The following is a 13,742-nucleotide window of genomic DNA, read 5'->3' on the forward strand; positions in this document are numbered from 1 at the left end:
GTTTCTAAAACTATGACCTCCACTCCCGTCTCCACTTTAATCTCCTTAACAGACTTCCTCAAACTACCAGAAACAAAACCAGCGAGTGAATATATTGATGGTAACATCTACCAAAAACCCATGCCTAAAGGTAAACACAGCGCCATACAAACATTTTTAGCACCTGCTATTAATCAAATTAGCATACCTAAAAAAATAGCTCGTGCATTTACAGAACTGCGTTGCACCTTTGCAGGTCGTTCTCTTGTTCCAGATATCAGTATTTTTAAGTGGGAATTAATTCCCCTTGATAATAATGGAGAAATTCAAAATGAATTTACAATTCCTCCTAATTGGACAATTGAAATTTTATCACCAGAACAAAGTTCAACCCGTGTAATTAACAATATTTTATTTTGCTTAAAACATGGTACAGAATTAGGCTGGCTTATTGACCCTCAAGAACGTTTAATCATGACTTTTTTACCCCATCAACTACCAGAAGTTAAGCAAAATCAAGACTTTTTACCTGTTTTAAATTCTTTAACAGCATGGGAAATATCTGTTGAGGACATATTTAGTTGTCTCCGTCTCAATTAATTAACTATAAGTGGTATAATTATTATGTTCGACACATTCAAAAACCGCCTAGAAATCACCGGAAAACTCACAACAATCACCGCATTACGCATAAGTGCGGGACGTTCCACCGAACCCATCGGCACAGATTTACCCGTCATCAAAGACGCATTAGGACAACCATTAATCCCCGGTTCTAGCTTTAAAGGTGCTTTAAGATCCCGTCTTGAAAGTTTCCTCAGAGGAATTGATCCCAGTTTGGCAGAAGATCCCGCAGATTTCACAACTACAACTAGAAACAATGAGGTTAAATATTTAAAAGATAAATACAAAGATAATGACTTTCAATTAACAGAAAATTTGTTAGAAATGACAGATTTAATCTCTCGCCTCTTTGGTTCACCTTGGATAGCAAGTAAATTTCAAATCAGAGATTTAAACGTAGTACCTAACACCTGGTTTGGACAATATCAAGAAAGAGACGGAGTAGCAATTGATAGAGACACAGAAACCGCCGCAGATGGTAAACTCTACGATTTTCAAGTAGTACCAGCAAGTACAGAATTTCAATTTCATGCCATAGTTGAAAATGCAGAACCTTGGGAACTAGGATTATTAATGATTGGGTTACACCAATTTGAAACCGAACAAATTCCCCTTGGTGGTGGACGTTCTCGCGGTTTAGGAGTTGTTAAACTAAATATAGAAAAAATGCGCTGGGTTGATGTTGAAGACGATCCAAAATTTATGTTGCAATATCTTCAAAAATTAGTTATGGGAGATGAAACCGCTTATGAAGATGCAGCAGATTATAGAGATGAATGGGTACATCAATTAATTGATCATTTAAACAAACAAATATCTCAAAAAGATGCAACCCAAACAACAGCTTAAATCTTCCGTAGAGTGCGTTACAGATAAACGCATCAAAATTAATCTTGTAAACTTCCCCATCTCACCCAAATGGAGTTAACATAAAAATAAACATCATCATTATTAATCAAAATGGCACAACTAACAATACAAGTACCAGATGAATTAGCTAACCGATTACAACCAATATTACATCGTCTTCCAGAACTACTTTCACAACTGATAGAATCCCATACACCAGAACCATTAACCTTAGCCGATTCCAGTGATCTACCAACAACTTATACTGAGGTCTTAGACTTTTTAATTCAACAACCAACCCCAGAACAAATAGCCAAATTTAAAGTTTCAAATCAAGCACAAAACAGATTGGAAACTTTATTAGAAAAAAGCCGTATGGGGACAATTTCTGAATTAGAAAATAGCGAATTAGAAGTTTATGAACAATTAGATCAATTAATGATTTTAAGTAAAGCTAGAGCTTACAGTATGATGAAAAATGACCAATAATTTAATTTCTGCTAATCGTTTACAAATTTGGACAGAACACTTTACTATAAAAAATGGAGAAATCATTGGTATTACTTCTATTGGTGAAGCTACATCACGTTTACTGATGTTTAATACTGCCAGCAGAGTGCGATCGCGTCAATTATTAATTACACAAAAACTATATTATCTTTAATAAGAGGTCAAAAAATGGCTTTCAGTAATTACAAAACCATCGGTGAAGTCCTCAAAGCTTTTCAAGTTACCTATACCGAAGCCAATTTTATCAGCGAAATTGCCTTTAATATTTCTAACTACTTCCGCGAAGATTTAGAATTAATGATGCGGGATGCAGTTGTTGATAATTCAGAATTTGCTATTTGTGAAAATCTTATTTATCCCGTTCTCAAAGAAGTTTGGAAAATCTACCGGCAACATTTTATTTTATGGAGTCATCAATCATTAAACTATGATGAGAAATTATCAGGCTTTCCTGAATATATTTTAGCTAAACGCTCCCCTTTAGGTAAAGTTGTCTTTGACAAACCCTATTTCATTTTAGTAGAAGCTAAACAAGATAACTTTGAAGCAGGATGGACGCAATGTTTAGCAGAAATGATCGCTGCTCAAAGATTAAATGGAGAACATCAAATAATTATTTTGGGGATTGTTTCTAATGGAATAACATGGCAATTTGGAAAATTAGAAAATGAGGTTTTTACTAGAAATAGCACTTATTACACAATTCAAGAACTAGATAAATTATTTGCTGCTGTTAATTTCGTATTTCAACAATCTGAATTACAGTTAAATAATTTAGTTTTATCTGCTGCTTAAATTTACCTGAATCAATTAACATTATGCACAAAAAATTCGTAAATCATTGCACCATAGATTTAACCATCATTCCCGATAGTCCAATTCTGATAAAATCTGGAAAAGAAGGTGCAGATCCCACAAAACCAGACATGGAATTTGTGGAAACCTATCACGCTGGAGGACGTACTATATACTTACCCGGAAGCAGTTTAAAAGGTGCAATTCGCGCCCATGCTGAACGTATTGTCAGAACAGTAGGAGGTGATAATAATACCCAAAAACTTTGGGCAAGTGATCCAATGAAAGGTGATTATTTACCTAAAAACTTATCAAGTCATGAAATCTATAAACAATCATCATTTACTGATCAAATGTTTGGTAATACTTCTATTGCAAGTAGACTCAGAATAGAAGATGCTTATCCAGAAAAATCAAAACCAGTAAGAACCGAAGAAAGAAACGGTGTAGCAATAGATAGAGTATTTGGTTCTGTTGCTGTCGGTCCATTTAATTATCAAGTCTGCACTGCGGGAGAATTTAAAACTAAACTACATTTAAAAAACTTCACCTTAGCACAGTTAGGTTTAATTGGTTTAGTATTGCGTGATTTAAACGATGGTTGGTTTGGTTTAGGTTTTGCTAAATCTCGTGGTTTAGGAACTGTAAAAATCCAACTAAATAAAGCCGTTGTTCAATATCCTGGTTGTATTTTATCAGAAGATAAACAAGAAATCTGCGCTTTCGGTACTAACAAAAAATGGCGAAATACTTTTTTATTAGGTGTAGGTGAATTTTTAACCGAAAATGATGCAAAATCTTATGGTTTCCCTGACAAAGATAGTCAAGATACACCTGTTGCTGCTCAAGAAATGGCTTTAGGATTTGGTGTAGAATTAACTTGGCAAGAAAGAACAGTTAATGATTTATTTGAACGTGGTGTTAGGTCTTGGAGTCAAGTATTAGTTTAGGTTTAATTAGGTGCAAAATGACAGCTTTTATCGGATATAAAGAACATCCTGTATCTGTTGAGCATTTATTAGAATTAATCAATAAATCAATCACAGATAATACCTATTATTTTCTACGTTGGACTCATAGAGTCAGTGGAATTAATAAATTGCAGAAAAACTCAATTAGTGATCAATTTCAATTTCCTATGTTAGAAGGACAAATGTTTAATGATCAATTTGAACTAAGATGGAAATACAAAAAAGATAATACTTATGAAGTTTTACTTTTAAGTATGAATGGTGCAAATTCAGAATTTAAACCATTAGAAAAAGAATGGCAAATAGAAGAAAGAAATGCGTATTTTTATCCATCTACAGAAACCCGCTTTCCTAAAGGTTTTAATTATCCCAAACATCTAGAAATAAAACAACGATATTTTCTAGATCAAACAACTGCAACAGTTCATTTTGTAGCACTCACATTATAATCATAAACATGACTTACCAACCACCGAAAAAACCAATTCCTAAAAGTGCATCTCAGTCAGAAAATGCCAAACCTTATAATTTTGTATCATTTCCCAAAGACAGACCTAACTTACAGCGTCCCTATGGACATCATAAATATGATCAAAATCGTTTGCACGGTACACTTTACCTGACTTTAAAAGTGCAAACACCCCTTCATGTTTCCACAGGTGCAGTAGTTTTAGGTAGCGATATTGGGACAAAAATTTCCCTAATTAAAACAATGGTGCAAGGAGTTGATAATAAATTATCAATTCAAGGAAGTTCTTTAAAAGGTTGCATTCGTTCTGTATATGAAGCAATTACTAATAGCACCTTACCCGTAATTACATCTAGATATAAAGATAAAATTCCTCCAGAACGTTTATCTTGTAAAAATAAAGAAAAACTTTGTCCTGCTAGTCGGGTATTTGGTGCATTAGATTGGCAAGGTTTGATAGAATTTAATGATGCTCATTGTGAAATAGTCAGTTTTTCCACAGGATTTATGCCTTCTTTATATCGTCCTCGTCCAGACCAAAGTAAGGCATACTTTATTAATGGTAAAGTAGCTGGAAGAAAGTTTTATTTTAATACTTCTAAAGCGATTGATAAAGGACAAAAAGAAGGAATTTCTGTACAACAAGCAGGAAGAGAATATACATTTACAACAGAAATACAATTTAAAAATTTACTTCCTGAAGAATTAGGAACATTATTAATTGTTTTAGGACAAGATAAAAAATATCCCATTGCTTTAAAAGTAGGAGGTGGTAAACCTATTGGAATGGGAACAATGACAGTAAATGTAGATAAAATCAATCAACCACAAAATCTAAAACAGCGTTATTCAACTTATGAAATTAGTGAAGATGATGAATTAACTGGAGTGAAATTAGTGCAATTTATCCAGAAATATATTCAAATTGCACATTCACGCTTGATTCAAAAACAGCAACTAGAAGAACTTGCGGCTATTTTACGTTATCCCAGTGATAGATTACCACCAGAAGGAATGTATTAATTATGAGTTTAACAGATGGACAATGGGAAATTGCTCATGCGATCGCACAAACTTTAGTCCAAGAAGATACAGATGTCAATGAAGTAGGTAAAATCCTTGCATATCTGCGGACAATCATTGATAAATCTGATGCTACATCCCGATTTTTAACATACCTCAAAACCTTGGTTAAAGATGGTAAACAAATCGGACATAGTGGTAAAACCCTGGGATATTATCGCAACATAGAAATTACCTGTAGTCAGTATTTCAAAAATAACAGTGATGCTCATACCATCCTGCAAATTTTAGGTTGGGTATCTCGCTTAATGCGATATTACAAAGATGCAGGTGTTCCTGTGGGGGAAATTAAAGTACCTGCTGTGCAAATTGCAAAACCAATAGTTGAAGATAAATTCAAAATCGGTGAAATTGTAGAAGCAACAGTAATAAAAATTGACAAACAGCACGTTCAATCTGGTAAAAAGACTAAATTAAGAACCATAATAACTTATCAAATTGAAGGTTCTGATTGTCAACCAGATGAGGAAGTGAATAAACAAGAAGTTAATCTGTCTATAGGTGATGTAGTAAAAGTAAAAATTGAAAAATGTCAAGGCTCGTGTATCAGAAAAGTAAAAAGAGTTATAGAATAAATATTTAGATCATAAAGGATATTTACTAAACGAGAATCCTTTTTTTATTACACTATTTTGGGTAAAGGTTGTAACATAGAATCTATACCCAAAATTTCGCTTTTTGGTGTATGTATTCTACTAATCCAGTAAAAATGTATGTACAAGTTTAACCAATTTATATTACTAGGCTCAACGCCTCCAACATTCGCTAAAGCAACTGAACCAACTTTTCAAACAACACACAGCATAGCGACTGAATCAACTTTTCAACCAGCAGACAGCACGACGTTTTTAGAGAATAGGATACAGAAAAACATGACATACCCAGTAGAGTATATAAATGAGTTTGGGGAATGGTATGAAGAACTGGATGAAGGTACTCAAGACTCCATAGATGCAGTAGTAGAGTTACTTGAAGAAAGAGGACTAAATCTTGGCGCTCCATACAGTTCTGCTATTAACGGTTCTCGTCATCAACATATGCGAGAACTTCGTATACAGCATAAAGGACAACCATACCGAATTTTGTATGCTTTTGATCCTCGTAGAACTGCAATACTACTTCTAGGTGGTAACAAAACAGGTAACGACCGTTGGTATGTAGAGAATATACGAAAAGCTGACAAGCTCTATGACGAATACATACAAGAGCTTGAAGATGAAGGATTAATATGAAGACAAAACCTTTCAGCGAATTACGCAAACAAATGACACCTGAACGCCGAGCAAAAAATAAAACTCGCGCCAAACTGATGTCACTCCATCTTACTCTCTTAGAACTACAAGAGTCTCTAGGACTGAAACCAGAGGAAATAGAAGCAGACTTCAACAATTTTGAAGCTACTACTGCTGAATTAGAGAACCAAGAGGATATTCAAATTTCCACTCTTTCTCGTTATATCAAAGCTCTTGGTGGTAATCTCAAAATAGTAGCTCATTTTCCCAATGAAGAAATTACTCTTGCTCAATTTGAGTAATAGTTAATTCACAGTTAATTCACAAAAATTACCCTCATCAATAGCTTGACTTTTTTTTCATGTCAAGCTATTGTTTATTGATACTAGAGAGTTTAAGTTTTCCCCCGCAAGGGGATTGAAACACGCCTCTAGTATGGTGATTGAACAGTTGTTTCAGTTATCACCACTTCCCCGCAAGGGGATTAAATCTCAACCACAAAAACAGTATAATAATTAACTAAAAAAATCTCTTTAAATTGTTAACATTAATCAGAGTTGAGCCAATACTGCTTGATGAAGTTTTCAGAGGATATCACCATCAGAATCAGAATTAATTGATATCCCTTATTACCCCCATATCAATCTTTATCTCACTCGAAAAAAGGTGAAAGTATCATGACAACCTGCAACGGAGTTAACGCTGCAAACAACTCCGAAAAAAAACAAGAAAAAACCATTGAACAAGCAATACTAGACGCTATTGCCGAAGCCAGAGAAGTTTGTGATCAAAATGGTATTAATTCCCCTAACTGTGCAGTAGCTTGGGATATCGTCGAAGAATTGCAAGCCGAAAAAGCCCATCAACAACAAGCAAAACATCGTCAAACATCCCTAGAAAGCTACTGTGAAATGTATCCAGATGCCCTAGAGTGTTTAATTTACGATTTGTAAAAATTGGTGATTGATGATTGGTGACTGGTGACTGGGTACGATAAATATTTCTCGTTATTTCTCGTTCCCATACTCTGTATGGGAATGAATTATTAAAGGCTCTGCCTTGAGTAAAATTAGAGTCAGAGACTCTATCATAGCATTCCTAGAACGTCTTGTAGGGGCGAAGCATTCGGACAGAATATCAATGGTTTCAGCGATAGGTTATCACCCGAATGCTTCGCCCTTACGATTAATGAATCGGTGTTCTAGTCAGAGACTAGGAATGAGTAATTGGTAATTAGGTTATCCATCTTCCCAGTCCCCAGTCCCCAGTCCCCAGTCCCCAGTCCCCAGTCCCCAGTCACCTAAAAAAAGCGATCGCACCCCCAAAACTCAGAAATGCGATCGCTTTTTCGTTGCATTTATTTGTGTAAATTTCTTAACCAAGCAAATGCAACTGAGTAAGAATTGTACTCACAAGATGATGAGTAATTGGTAAACTATCAACCACCATCCCCAAACACAGCAACATCATGTAAGAGATGGAATATAGAAACAACTCCCTAGCAACAGTTTTATCCTCTGGGTTTTGTAACAACCGCCAAGACTTATGGACAAATACCCCACCCAAAGTCAAAGCAATTACCACATACACAATACCACTAGCGTGTAAAGGATAAAATAGCAGCACAGTAGAAGTTACAGTAATTACCGTGTAAAACCAAATTTGCCTCACTGTGGCTTTATCACCTGCAACCACAGGTAACATCGGAATCCCTACTTTTGCGTAATCATCCCGAATCATCAACGCCAAAGCCCAGAAATGAGGCGGAGTCCATAAAAAGACAATGGCAAAAATTAACCAAGCTGCCCAACTTAAAGTATCTGTCACCGCAGCCCAACCAACCAAAGCTGGAATCGCACCCGCAGCACCACCAATCACAATATTTTGAGTGCTGTGGCGTTTTAGCCAATGGGTATAGACCAAGACATAAAAAACGATACCAGAAAATGCTAAAAGTGCAGCCAAGAGATTGGCGAAAACAGCCAAGAGAGTAAAAGAACCCACAGCCAGAGCGATCGCAAAAATCAACGCATCACGAGGCTGCACCCTACCAGAAGGCATAGGACGATGGCGCGTCCTTTCCATGTCATAATCTATATCGCGGTCATAGATACAATTAATTGTTTGGGCGCTGGCAGCAGCCAAAGTACCACCAAGCAGCGTTACTAACAATAGCCAAGGATTAACTTGCCCTTTAGCAGCAATCCACATACTACCAGCCGTTGTAATCAAAAGCAACGGAATAATCCGGGGCTTAGTTAGCTGATAATAACTTTGAATCACCTGAAAAAATGAATCATGGTGGCGACGAGAGACATTAGTCTCAATCATGTTAGCTCTCTCTCTTTGCTTAAATTTGTTAATAACTGAGGGGACTGGTGATTGGGGATTGGTGACTGGGGACTGGTGATTGGGGACTGGTGACTGGGGACTGGTGATTGGGGACTGGTGATTGGGGACTGGTGATTGGGGACTGGGACGATTAATCACCCATTAGCCATTACCCAACTACCCATTACCAATTACCAATTACCAATTACCAATTACCAATTACCCATTACCCATTACCAATTACCCATTACCAATTACCCATTACCAATTACCCATTAGCATGACTAACCGTGCTGTCACGCAAAGCTAAAACCGTAAATACCACCAAAGTACCCAACAAAGTAGCACCGACAGCTTGGTGAGTTACGGTGAGAGGTTCGACTTGTAGATGTAACCGGAAGGTGGCAACACCTAACAGCAGTTGTAAAATCAATAACCCACCTGCCATATTTGCCAATTTTCGTAAAGCAGGATGTAAAGCAGGTGTACGCCAGGAAATTAAGACAACAGCTAAAATTGCTAACGTTGGTGGTACTAAACCAAAAATGTGGCTATACATCACACCACAAAGTTGATCCCCAGCAAAACACTGATGCAAAGCCCAGCGAGAGCCTACCAAAGCGCCGAGTAAACTTTGCAGATAAACCAAAACCGCAGCAACCAAACCCAACCAAGGCAGTTTTCCTACAGTTCCCGTACCTTGATAAGGGCTAAGTGCCGTACCAATGACTAAAAGGGTAGTGAAAAATAATAACGCCGTTCCCAAATGGGCAGTCACAATATCAAACCGCAACAATTCGGTAACGGTAAGTCCTCCTAAAATCCCTTGGAAGACAATTAAAAACAAAGCAAAAGTTGCAGCCCAAGGCAACCAGTGAGGTAAAACCCGACGATGCCACCAGGATAAACCAGCTAAGGCGATCGCGCTAAAGCCAATCAAAGCTGCATCTAATCTGTGAAACCACTCCAAGAAAACCTGGAGATTCATTTGTTTAGCCGGCACTAATTCCCCATAACACAAAGGCCAGTCTGGACAAGCAAGACCAGCATTCATCACGCGGGTGGCACTGCCTATAGCCATCAAAATTAAAGTAGCTATGCAAATTTTCCACACCAAGCGACGAATCACTTCCTTGGGGCTGTTTTGTGGTGCGGCCGCTTCATTTTGTTGTTCTAGGACAAATTCGTTCATCAACGATACCTGATACTTTATCACCGCTTGAGGTAGAGCTTCTTAAAATTGTCTATTGACCTAAATTGCGAGAGTTGAACCGTTGGGAAATGGAGATGTGGGGAGATCGGGAGGCAGGGGAAGAAGAAGCAGGGGGACAGGGTGCAGGGTGCAGGGGGAGAATATTAACTTTTGCTTTTTGCTTTTTACTTTCTGTCCCCAGTCACTAGTCCCCAGTCCCCAGTCCCCAGTCACCAGTCCCCAGTCCCCAGTCCCCAGTCCCCAGTCCCCAGTCACCAGTCACCTATCTCCACCCTAACTTATGAACTAGGGTTGAAAAATTGACGTTACCTTATACTTTGAATCACCAACACAACTTTTCGCTGTAAGATTTAGGCATTTTTTAAGATAGCAATAATTAATTGTTGACATTTATTGAAATTTCACTGGCAATTTTCTAAAATTTTCCTTAAATTTGGCTTTAAATTATCATTTATTCTTGACAAAATGACTATGGATACCTTTACTCAAGATTAGCGACATAGTTAAAAAATTTAATAAAAATTTCAGACATTGAGAGTCAAGATACCCAACCCTGCACTACCTTAGTAAGTGAGTTACTGTGAAATCAACGTAGTTAATTCCATTAAGTTAAGCCGTGAAAATTCCAAGTTCGATCTGGACACTAATCATAGGCATCGTGCTAACCCTGGTCAGTCTTTGGTACGGTCAAAATCACGGGCTGTTACCCGCAGCCGCAGCAGATGAAGCCGTATTGATAGATGGTCTATTTAGTGCTATGTTGACCGTCTCCATAGGAATATTTCTCATAGTTGAAGGCGTTTTACTCTACTCTGTCTTAAAATACCGTCGCCGTCCAGGTGACACCGAAGATGGTCCACCAATTGAAGGTAATGTACCTTTAGAAATACTCTGGACAGCGATCCCAGCAATTATCGTTATTGGCATTTCCGTTTACAGCTTTGATGTGTACAACCAAATTGGTGGATTAAATCCCCATTCAGTCCATGAAGCACCAATCATGGAAGAATCAATGTCCATGGCGGGAACTGCTATTGCTGCCACTTTAAGCGATACACCTGGCAGCACAAAACCAAATCTGAATCAAGAAAAATTTGACGCTGCTATGGAAGATCCAGGCACCCCAGCAGTTCGTAATACAGAAATTTCCCAAATGCAAAATGCTCCTGGTGTGGGTAGTGTCGCTCCCACCTTGGGCGCAAGTCGGGAAAAAGAAGGACAAGCGCCGCAGTTAGTTGTTAACGTCTCTGCCCTACAATATGCTTGGTTGTTCACCTACCCAGATACAGAGGTGACAGTGGGAGAACTTCATGTTCCCATCGGCCAAGAAGTAGAACTGAACATGAGCGCCAACGATGTCATTCATGCTTTTTGGGTGCCAGAATTTCGCCTCAAACAAGATGTGATCCCCGGTAGACAAACAGAAGTTCGTTTTACACCCAGAAAAGAAGGTACTTATACTGTAGTGTGTGCGGAACTCTGTGGACCATACCACGGCGCAATGCAAACTCAAGTAATAGTAGAGTCCCAAGAGGCTTTTGATAGTTGGATGCAAGAACAGCTAGTAGCCAGTAAAGACAACTTAAATCAAGCTGTGGCCATGAACCCAGCAGATATGACAGTAGATGAATTTCTCGCCCCCTACATCCAAGAAATGGGCATTCATCCAGAAATGCTGCATTTACACAGATGACTGGGGACTGGTGACTGGTGACTGGGAATATTTATCTTTTTTCTGACTTCTGACTCCTGGATCTCCTGACTCCTTGATCTCCTTTTAAAAAACTATGACCCAAGCAAAATTACAAGAAACTACCAATATTTCTCACCTCCAGGAAGAACCAGGGGTAAGAAAGTGGTGGGAATTTTTCACCTTTAATACCGACCATAAAGTAATCGGTATTCAATATCTGGTTACATCCTTTATTTTTTACTGTATTGGCGGAGTAATGGCTGATTTGGTGCGGACAGAATTACGCACCCCAGAGGTGGATTTTGTCACCCCGGAAGTTTATAACAGCTTGTTTACACTCCACGCCACGATCATGATCTTTTTGTGGATCGTGCCAGCAGGGGCGGGTTTTGCTAACTATCTCATCCCGCTGATGATCGGGGCTAGGGATATGGCGTTTCCTCGTTTAAATGCGGTGGCTTTTTGGATGATCCCCCCAGCCGGTCTATTACTGATCGCTAGTTTGGTTGTGGGTGATGCCCCAGATGCTGGTTGGACTTCTTACCCTCCCCTCAGTTTGGTAACAGGCCAAGTGGGTGAAGCGATCTGGATCATTAGCGTCCTGTTGTTGGGTACATCGTCAATTTTGGGGGCGATTAATTTTATTGTCACCCTCTTAAAAATGCGTGTTCCCAGTATGGGAGTCCATCAAATGCCTTTGTTTTGTTGGGCGATGTTAGCAACTTCGGCTTTAGTATTGCTATCTACACCAGTTCTCGCCGGGGCGTTAATTCTCCTATCTTTTGACTTATTAGCAGGGACTACATTTTTTAATCCCACCGGTGGCGGTGATCCGGTAGTTTACCAGCATATGTTCTGGTTTTACTCTCACCCAGCGGTGTATATCATGATTTTGCCTTTCTTTGGGGCAATTTCGGAAATTATCCCAGTTCATGCGCGGAAACCGATATTTGGTTATAAGGCGATCGCCTATTCTTCTTTGGCTATCAGCTTTTTAGGTTTAATCGTCTGGGCGCACCATATGTTTACCAGTGGTATTCCCGGCTGGTTGCGGATGTTCTTTATGATCACCACCATGATCATCGCTGTACCCACGGGGATCAAAATCTTTAGTTGGTTAGCAACTATGTGGGGAGGCAAAATTGAACTCAATACCCCCATGTTGTTTGCTATGGGTTTTGTGGGTACATTCGTTATGGGTGGTGTCAGTGGTGTAATGTTGGCATCCGTTCCCTTTGATATTCACGTTCACGACACCTATTTTGTTGTTGCCCACCTCCACTATGTCCTGTTTGGTGGTAGTGTGTTAGGTATTTTCTCCGCTATCTATCACTGGTTTCCGAAAATGACAGGGCGGATGATGAACGAATTTTGGGGTAAGGTTCATTTTGCCTTAACCATTGTGGGTTTAAATATGTCTTTCTTACCCATGCACAAACTAGGAATGATGGGTATGAATCGCCGTGTTGCCCAATATGACCCTAAATTTACCACTTTGAATGAAATCTGCACCTATGGAGCTTATATTCTCGCCATTTCCACATTACCCTTCATCATCAATGCGGTATGGAGTTGGTTCTATGGTGAAAAAGCACCTAATAACCCTTGGCGCGGACTTACCCTAGAGTGGATGACAACTTCACCACCAGCTATTGAGAATTTTGAGAAACTGCCTGTTTTAACTACTGGTCCTTACGACTACGGCGTGAAACACAAAAATGTTGATGTCAGTAAAGTATTAAGTGCTAAACCAGACGAACCCTATCCCACCATTGAGTCTGGCGTGTAAATGAGGTGATTGGTGATTGGTGACTGGGGACTGGTGACTGGTGACTGGTGACTGGTGACTGGTGACTGGTGACTGGTGACTGGTGACTGGTGACTGGTGACTGGTGACTGGTGACTGGTGACTGGTGACTGGTGACTGGTGACTGGTGACTGGTGACTGGTGACTGGGGACTGGTGACTGGTGACTGGTGACTGGTGACTGGTG

General features: G+C 38.9%; 19 protein-coding genes. 16 read left to right on the forward strand and 3 right to left on the reverse strand.

From position 1 onward, the window contains the following. Window positions 1–12: 12 nt before the first annotated feature. The 12 genes from H6F45_RS09260 (at window position 13) to H6F45_RS09315 (ending at window position 7,465) form a co-directional block, all read left to right on the forward strand. Window positions 13–579 carry a Uma2 family endonuclease gene (locus H6F45_RS09260; RefSeq protein WP_190347019.1) on the forward strand — a complete coding sequence of 189 codons (567 nt, stop codon included), beginning with the start codon at window positions 13–15 and terminating at the stop codon, window positions 577–579. 24 nt (window positions 580–603) lie between these two features. Continuing rightward, complete coding sequence (csx7, locus tag H6F45_RS09265) at window positions 604–1,452, forward strand: CRISPR-associated RAMP protein Csx7 (RefSeq protein WP_137667163.1); 849 nt, start codon at window positions 604–606, stop codon at window positions 1,450–1,452. Window positions 1,453–1,563: 111 nt separating this feature from the next. After that, on the forward strand, window positions 1,564–1,941 hold the full coding sequence (locus H6F45_RS09270) for a hypothetical protein (protein WP_137667162.1): 378 nt from the start codon (window positions 1,564–1,566) through the stop codon (window positions 1,939–1,941). Further along, a complete protein-coding gene (locus tag H6F45_RS09275) occupies window positions 1,931–2,116 on the forward strand; it encodes a hypothetical protein (RefSeq protein ID WP_096569724.1) in 186 nt (61 codons plus the stop codon). Before H6F45_RS09270 ends, H6F45_RS09275 begins: the two co-directional genes overlap by 11 nt. Window positions 2,117–2,130: 14 nt before the next feature. After that, window positions 2,131–2,757 (forward strand): hypothetical protein, encoded by a 627-nt coding sequence (locus H6F45_RS09280; protein WP_190347020.1) that lies wholly within the window; start codon window positions 2,131–2,133, stop codon window positions 2,755–2,757. A gap of 23 nt (window positions 2,758–2,780) precedes the next feature. Further along, a complete protein-coding gene (locus H6F45_RS09285) occupies window positions 2,781–3,707 on the forward strand; it encodes an RAMP superfamily CRISPR-associated protein (RefSeq protein WP_190347021.1) in 927 nt (308 codons plus the stop codon). Window positions 3,708–3,724: 17 nt separating this feature from the next. After that, window positions 3,725–4,177, forward strand: a complete 453-nt coding sequence (locus tag H6F45_RS09290; RefSeq protein ID WP_190347022.1) for a hypothetical protein — start codon at window positions 3,725–3,727, stop codon at window positions 4,175–4,177. An 8-nt stretch (window positions 4,178–4,185) separates the two neighbouring features. Beyond that, window positions 4,186–5,220, forward strand: a complete 1,035-nt coding sequence (locus H6F45_RS09295) for an RAMP superfamily CRISPR-associated protein (protein ID WP_190347023.1) — start codon at window positions 4,186–4,188, stop codon at window positions 5,218–5,220. 2 nt (window positions 5,221–5,222) lie between these two features. Next, window positions 5,223–5,855 (forward strand): hypothetical protein, encoded by a 633-nt coding sequence (locus H6F45_RS09300; RefSeq protein WP_187040911.1) that lies wholly within the window; start codon window positions 5,223–5,225, stop codon window positions 5,853–5,855. Window positions 5,856–5,993: 138 nt separating this feature from the next. Beyond that, window positions 5,994–6,512 carry a type II toxin-antitoxin system RelE/ParE family toxin gene (locus H6F45_RS09305; RefSeq protein WP_347237722.1) on the forward strand — a complete coding sequence of 173 codons (519 nt, stop codon included), beginning with the start codon at window positions 5,994–5,996 and terminating at the stop codon, window positions 6,510–6,512. Beyond that, window positions 6,509–6,814 carry an XRE family transcriptional regulator gene (locus H6F45_RS09310; protein WP_187040912.1) on the forward strand — a complete coding sequence of 102 codons (306 nt, stop codon included), beginning with the start codon at window positions 6,509–6,511 and terminating at the stop codon, window positions 6,812–6,814. Before H6F45_RS09305 ends, H6F45_RS09310 begins: the two co-directional genes overlap by 4 nt. Before the next feature lie 375 nt (window positions 6,815–7,189). Next, complete coding sequence (locus tag H6F45_RS09315; RefSeq protein WP_096569706.1) at window positions 7,190–7,465, forward strand: Calvin cycle protein CP12; 276 nt, start codon at window positions 7,190–7,192, stop codon at window positions 7,463–7,465. A 421-nt stretch (window positions 7,466–7,886) separates the two neighbouring features. On the opposite strand, the gene H6F45_RS09320 is transcribed toward H6F45_RS09315, so the two are convergent. After that, a complete protein-coding gene (locus tag H6F45_RS09320) occupies window positions 7,887–8,843 on the reverse strand; it encodes a heme o synthase (RefSeq protein ID WP_096569704.1) in 957 nt (318 codons plus the stop codon). A 135-nt stretch (window positions 8,844–8,978) separates the two neighbouring features. Here H6F45_RS09320 and H6F45_RS09325 point away from each other — a divergent pair, with 135 nt between their 5' ends. Continuing rightward, window positions 8,979–9,122 (forward strand): alpha/beta hydrolase, encoded by a 144-nt coding sequence (locus H6F45_RS09325; protein ID WP_190347024.1) that lies wholly within the window; start codon window positions 8,979–8,981, stop codon window positions 9,120–9,122. Here H6F45_RS09325 and H6F45_RS09330 read toward each other — a convergent pair. Further along, window positions 9,112–10,035 carry a heme A synthase gene (locus H6F45_RS09330; RefSeq protein WP_096569700.1) on the reverse strand — a complete coding sequence of 308 codons (924 nt, stop codon included), beginning with the start codon at window positions 10,033–10,035 and terminating at the stop codon, window positions 9,112–9,114. The genes H6F45_RS09325 and H6F45_RS09330 overlap by 11 nt on opposite strands. 171 nt (window positions 10,036–10,206) lie before the next feature. On the opposite strand from H6F45_RS09330, the gene H6F45_RS09335 reads away from it, so the two are divergent. The 3 genes from H6F45_RS09335 (at window position 10,207) to ctaD (ending at window position 13,538) form a co-directional block, all read left to right on the forward strand. Continuing rightward, entirely contained in the window at window positions 10,207–10,359 is a 153-nt protein-coding gene (locus H6F45_RS09335; protein WP_190347025.1) for a hypothetical protein, read from the forward strand. 313 nt (window positions 10,360–10,672) lie between these two features. Beyond that, window positions 10,673–11,749, forward strand: a complete 1,077-nt coding sequence (locus H6F45_RS09340; protein WP_096569698.1) for a cytochrome c oxidase subunit II — start codon at window positions 10,673–10,675, stop codon at window positions 11,747–11,749. 94 nt (window positions 11,750–11,843) lie between these two features. Beyond that, entirely contained in the window at window positions 11,844–13,538 is a 1,695-nt protein-coding gene (gene ctaD, locus H6F45_RS09345; protein ID WP_096569696.1) for a cytochrome c oxidase subunit I, read from the forward strand. Here ctaD and H6F45_RS09350 read toward each other — a convergent pair. Next, window positions 13,511–13,742: hypothetical protein (locus H6F45_RS09350; protein ID WP_199301782.1), on the reverse strand; the 232-nt coding region annotated here is incomplete at its 5' end. The two genes, ctaD and H6F45_RS09350, sit on opposite strands and share 28 nt — an antisense overlap.

The sequence above is a fragment of the Sphaerospermopsis sp. FACHB-1194 genome (genome assembly GCF_014696235.1).
Lineage (GTDB): Bacteria > Cyanobacteriota > Cyanobacteriia > Cyanobacteriales > Nostocaceae > Sphaerospermopsis > Sphaerospermopsis kisseleviana.

What these genes read in the sequence shown, in the direction of transcription:
- H6F45_RS09260 (WP_190347019.1), top strand. Translation starts at nt 13, where the DNA reads ATGACCTCCACTCCCGTCTCCACTTTAATCTCCTTAACAGACTTCCTC.
- csx7 (WP_137667163.1), top strand. Translation starts at nt 604, where the DNA reads ATGTTCGACACATTCAAAAACCGCCTAGAAATCACCGGAAAACTCACA.
- H6F45_RS09270 (WP_137667162.1), top strand. Translation starts at nt 1,564, where the DNA reads ATGGCACAACTAACAATACAAGTACCAGATGAATTAGCTAACCGATTA.
- H6F45_RS09275 (WP_096569724.1), top strand. Translation starts at nt 1,931, where the DNA reads ATGACCAATAATTTAATTTCTGCTAATCGTTTACAAATTTGGACAGAA.
- H6F45_RS09280 (WP_190347020.1), top strand. Translation starts at nt 2,131, where the DNA reads ATGGCTTTCAGTAATTACAAAACCATCGGTGAAGTCCTCAAAGCTTTT.
- H6F45_RS09285 (WP_190347021.1), top strand. Translation starts at nt 2,781, where the DNA reads ATGCACAAAAAATTCGTAAATCATTGCACCATAGATTTAACCATCATT.
- H6F45_RS09290 (WP_190347022.1), top strand. Translation starts at nt 3,725, where the DNA reads ATGACAGCTTTTATCGGATATAAAGAACATCCTGTATCTGTTGAGCAT.
- H6F45_RS09295 (WP_190347023.1), top strand. Translation starts at nt 4,186, where the DNA reads ATGACTTACCAACCACCGAAAAAACCAATTCCTAAAAGTGCATCTCAG.
- H6F45_RS09300 (WP_187040911.1), top strand. Translation starts at nt 5,223, where the DNA reads ATGAGTTTAACAGATGGACAATGGGAAATTGCTCATGCGATCGCACAA.
- H6F45_RS09305 (WP_347237722.1), top strand. Translation starts at nt 5,994, where the DNA reads ATGTACAAGTTTAACCAATTTATATTACTAGGCTCAACGCCTCCAACA.
- H6F45_RS09310 (WP_187040912.1), top strand. Translation starts at nt 6,509, where the DNA reads ATGAAGACAAAACCTTTCAGCGAATTACGCAAACAAATGACACCTGAA.
- H6F45_RS09315 (WP_096569706.1), top strand. Translation starts at nt 7,190, where the DNA reads ATGACAACCTGCAACGGAGTTAACGCTGCAAACAACTCCGAAAAAAAA.
- H6F45_RS09320 (WP_096569704.1), bottom strand. Translation starts at nt 8,843, where the DNA reads ATGATTGAGACTAATGTCTCTCGTCGCCACCATGATTCATTTTTTCAG.
- H6F45_RS09330 (WP_096569700.1), bottom strand. Translation starts at nt 10,035, where the DNA reads ATGAACGAATTTGTCCTAGAACAACAAAATGAAGCGGCCGCACCACAA.
- ctaD (WP_096569696.1), top strand. Translation starts at nt 11,844, where the DNA reads ATGACCCAAGCAAAATTACAAGAAACTACCAATATTTCTCACCTCCAG.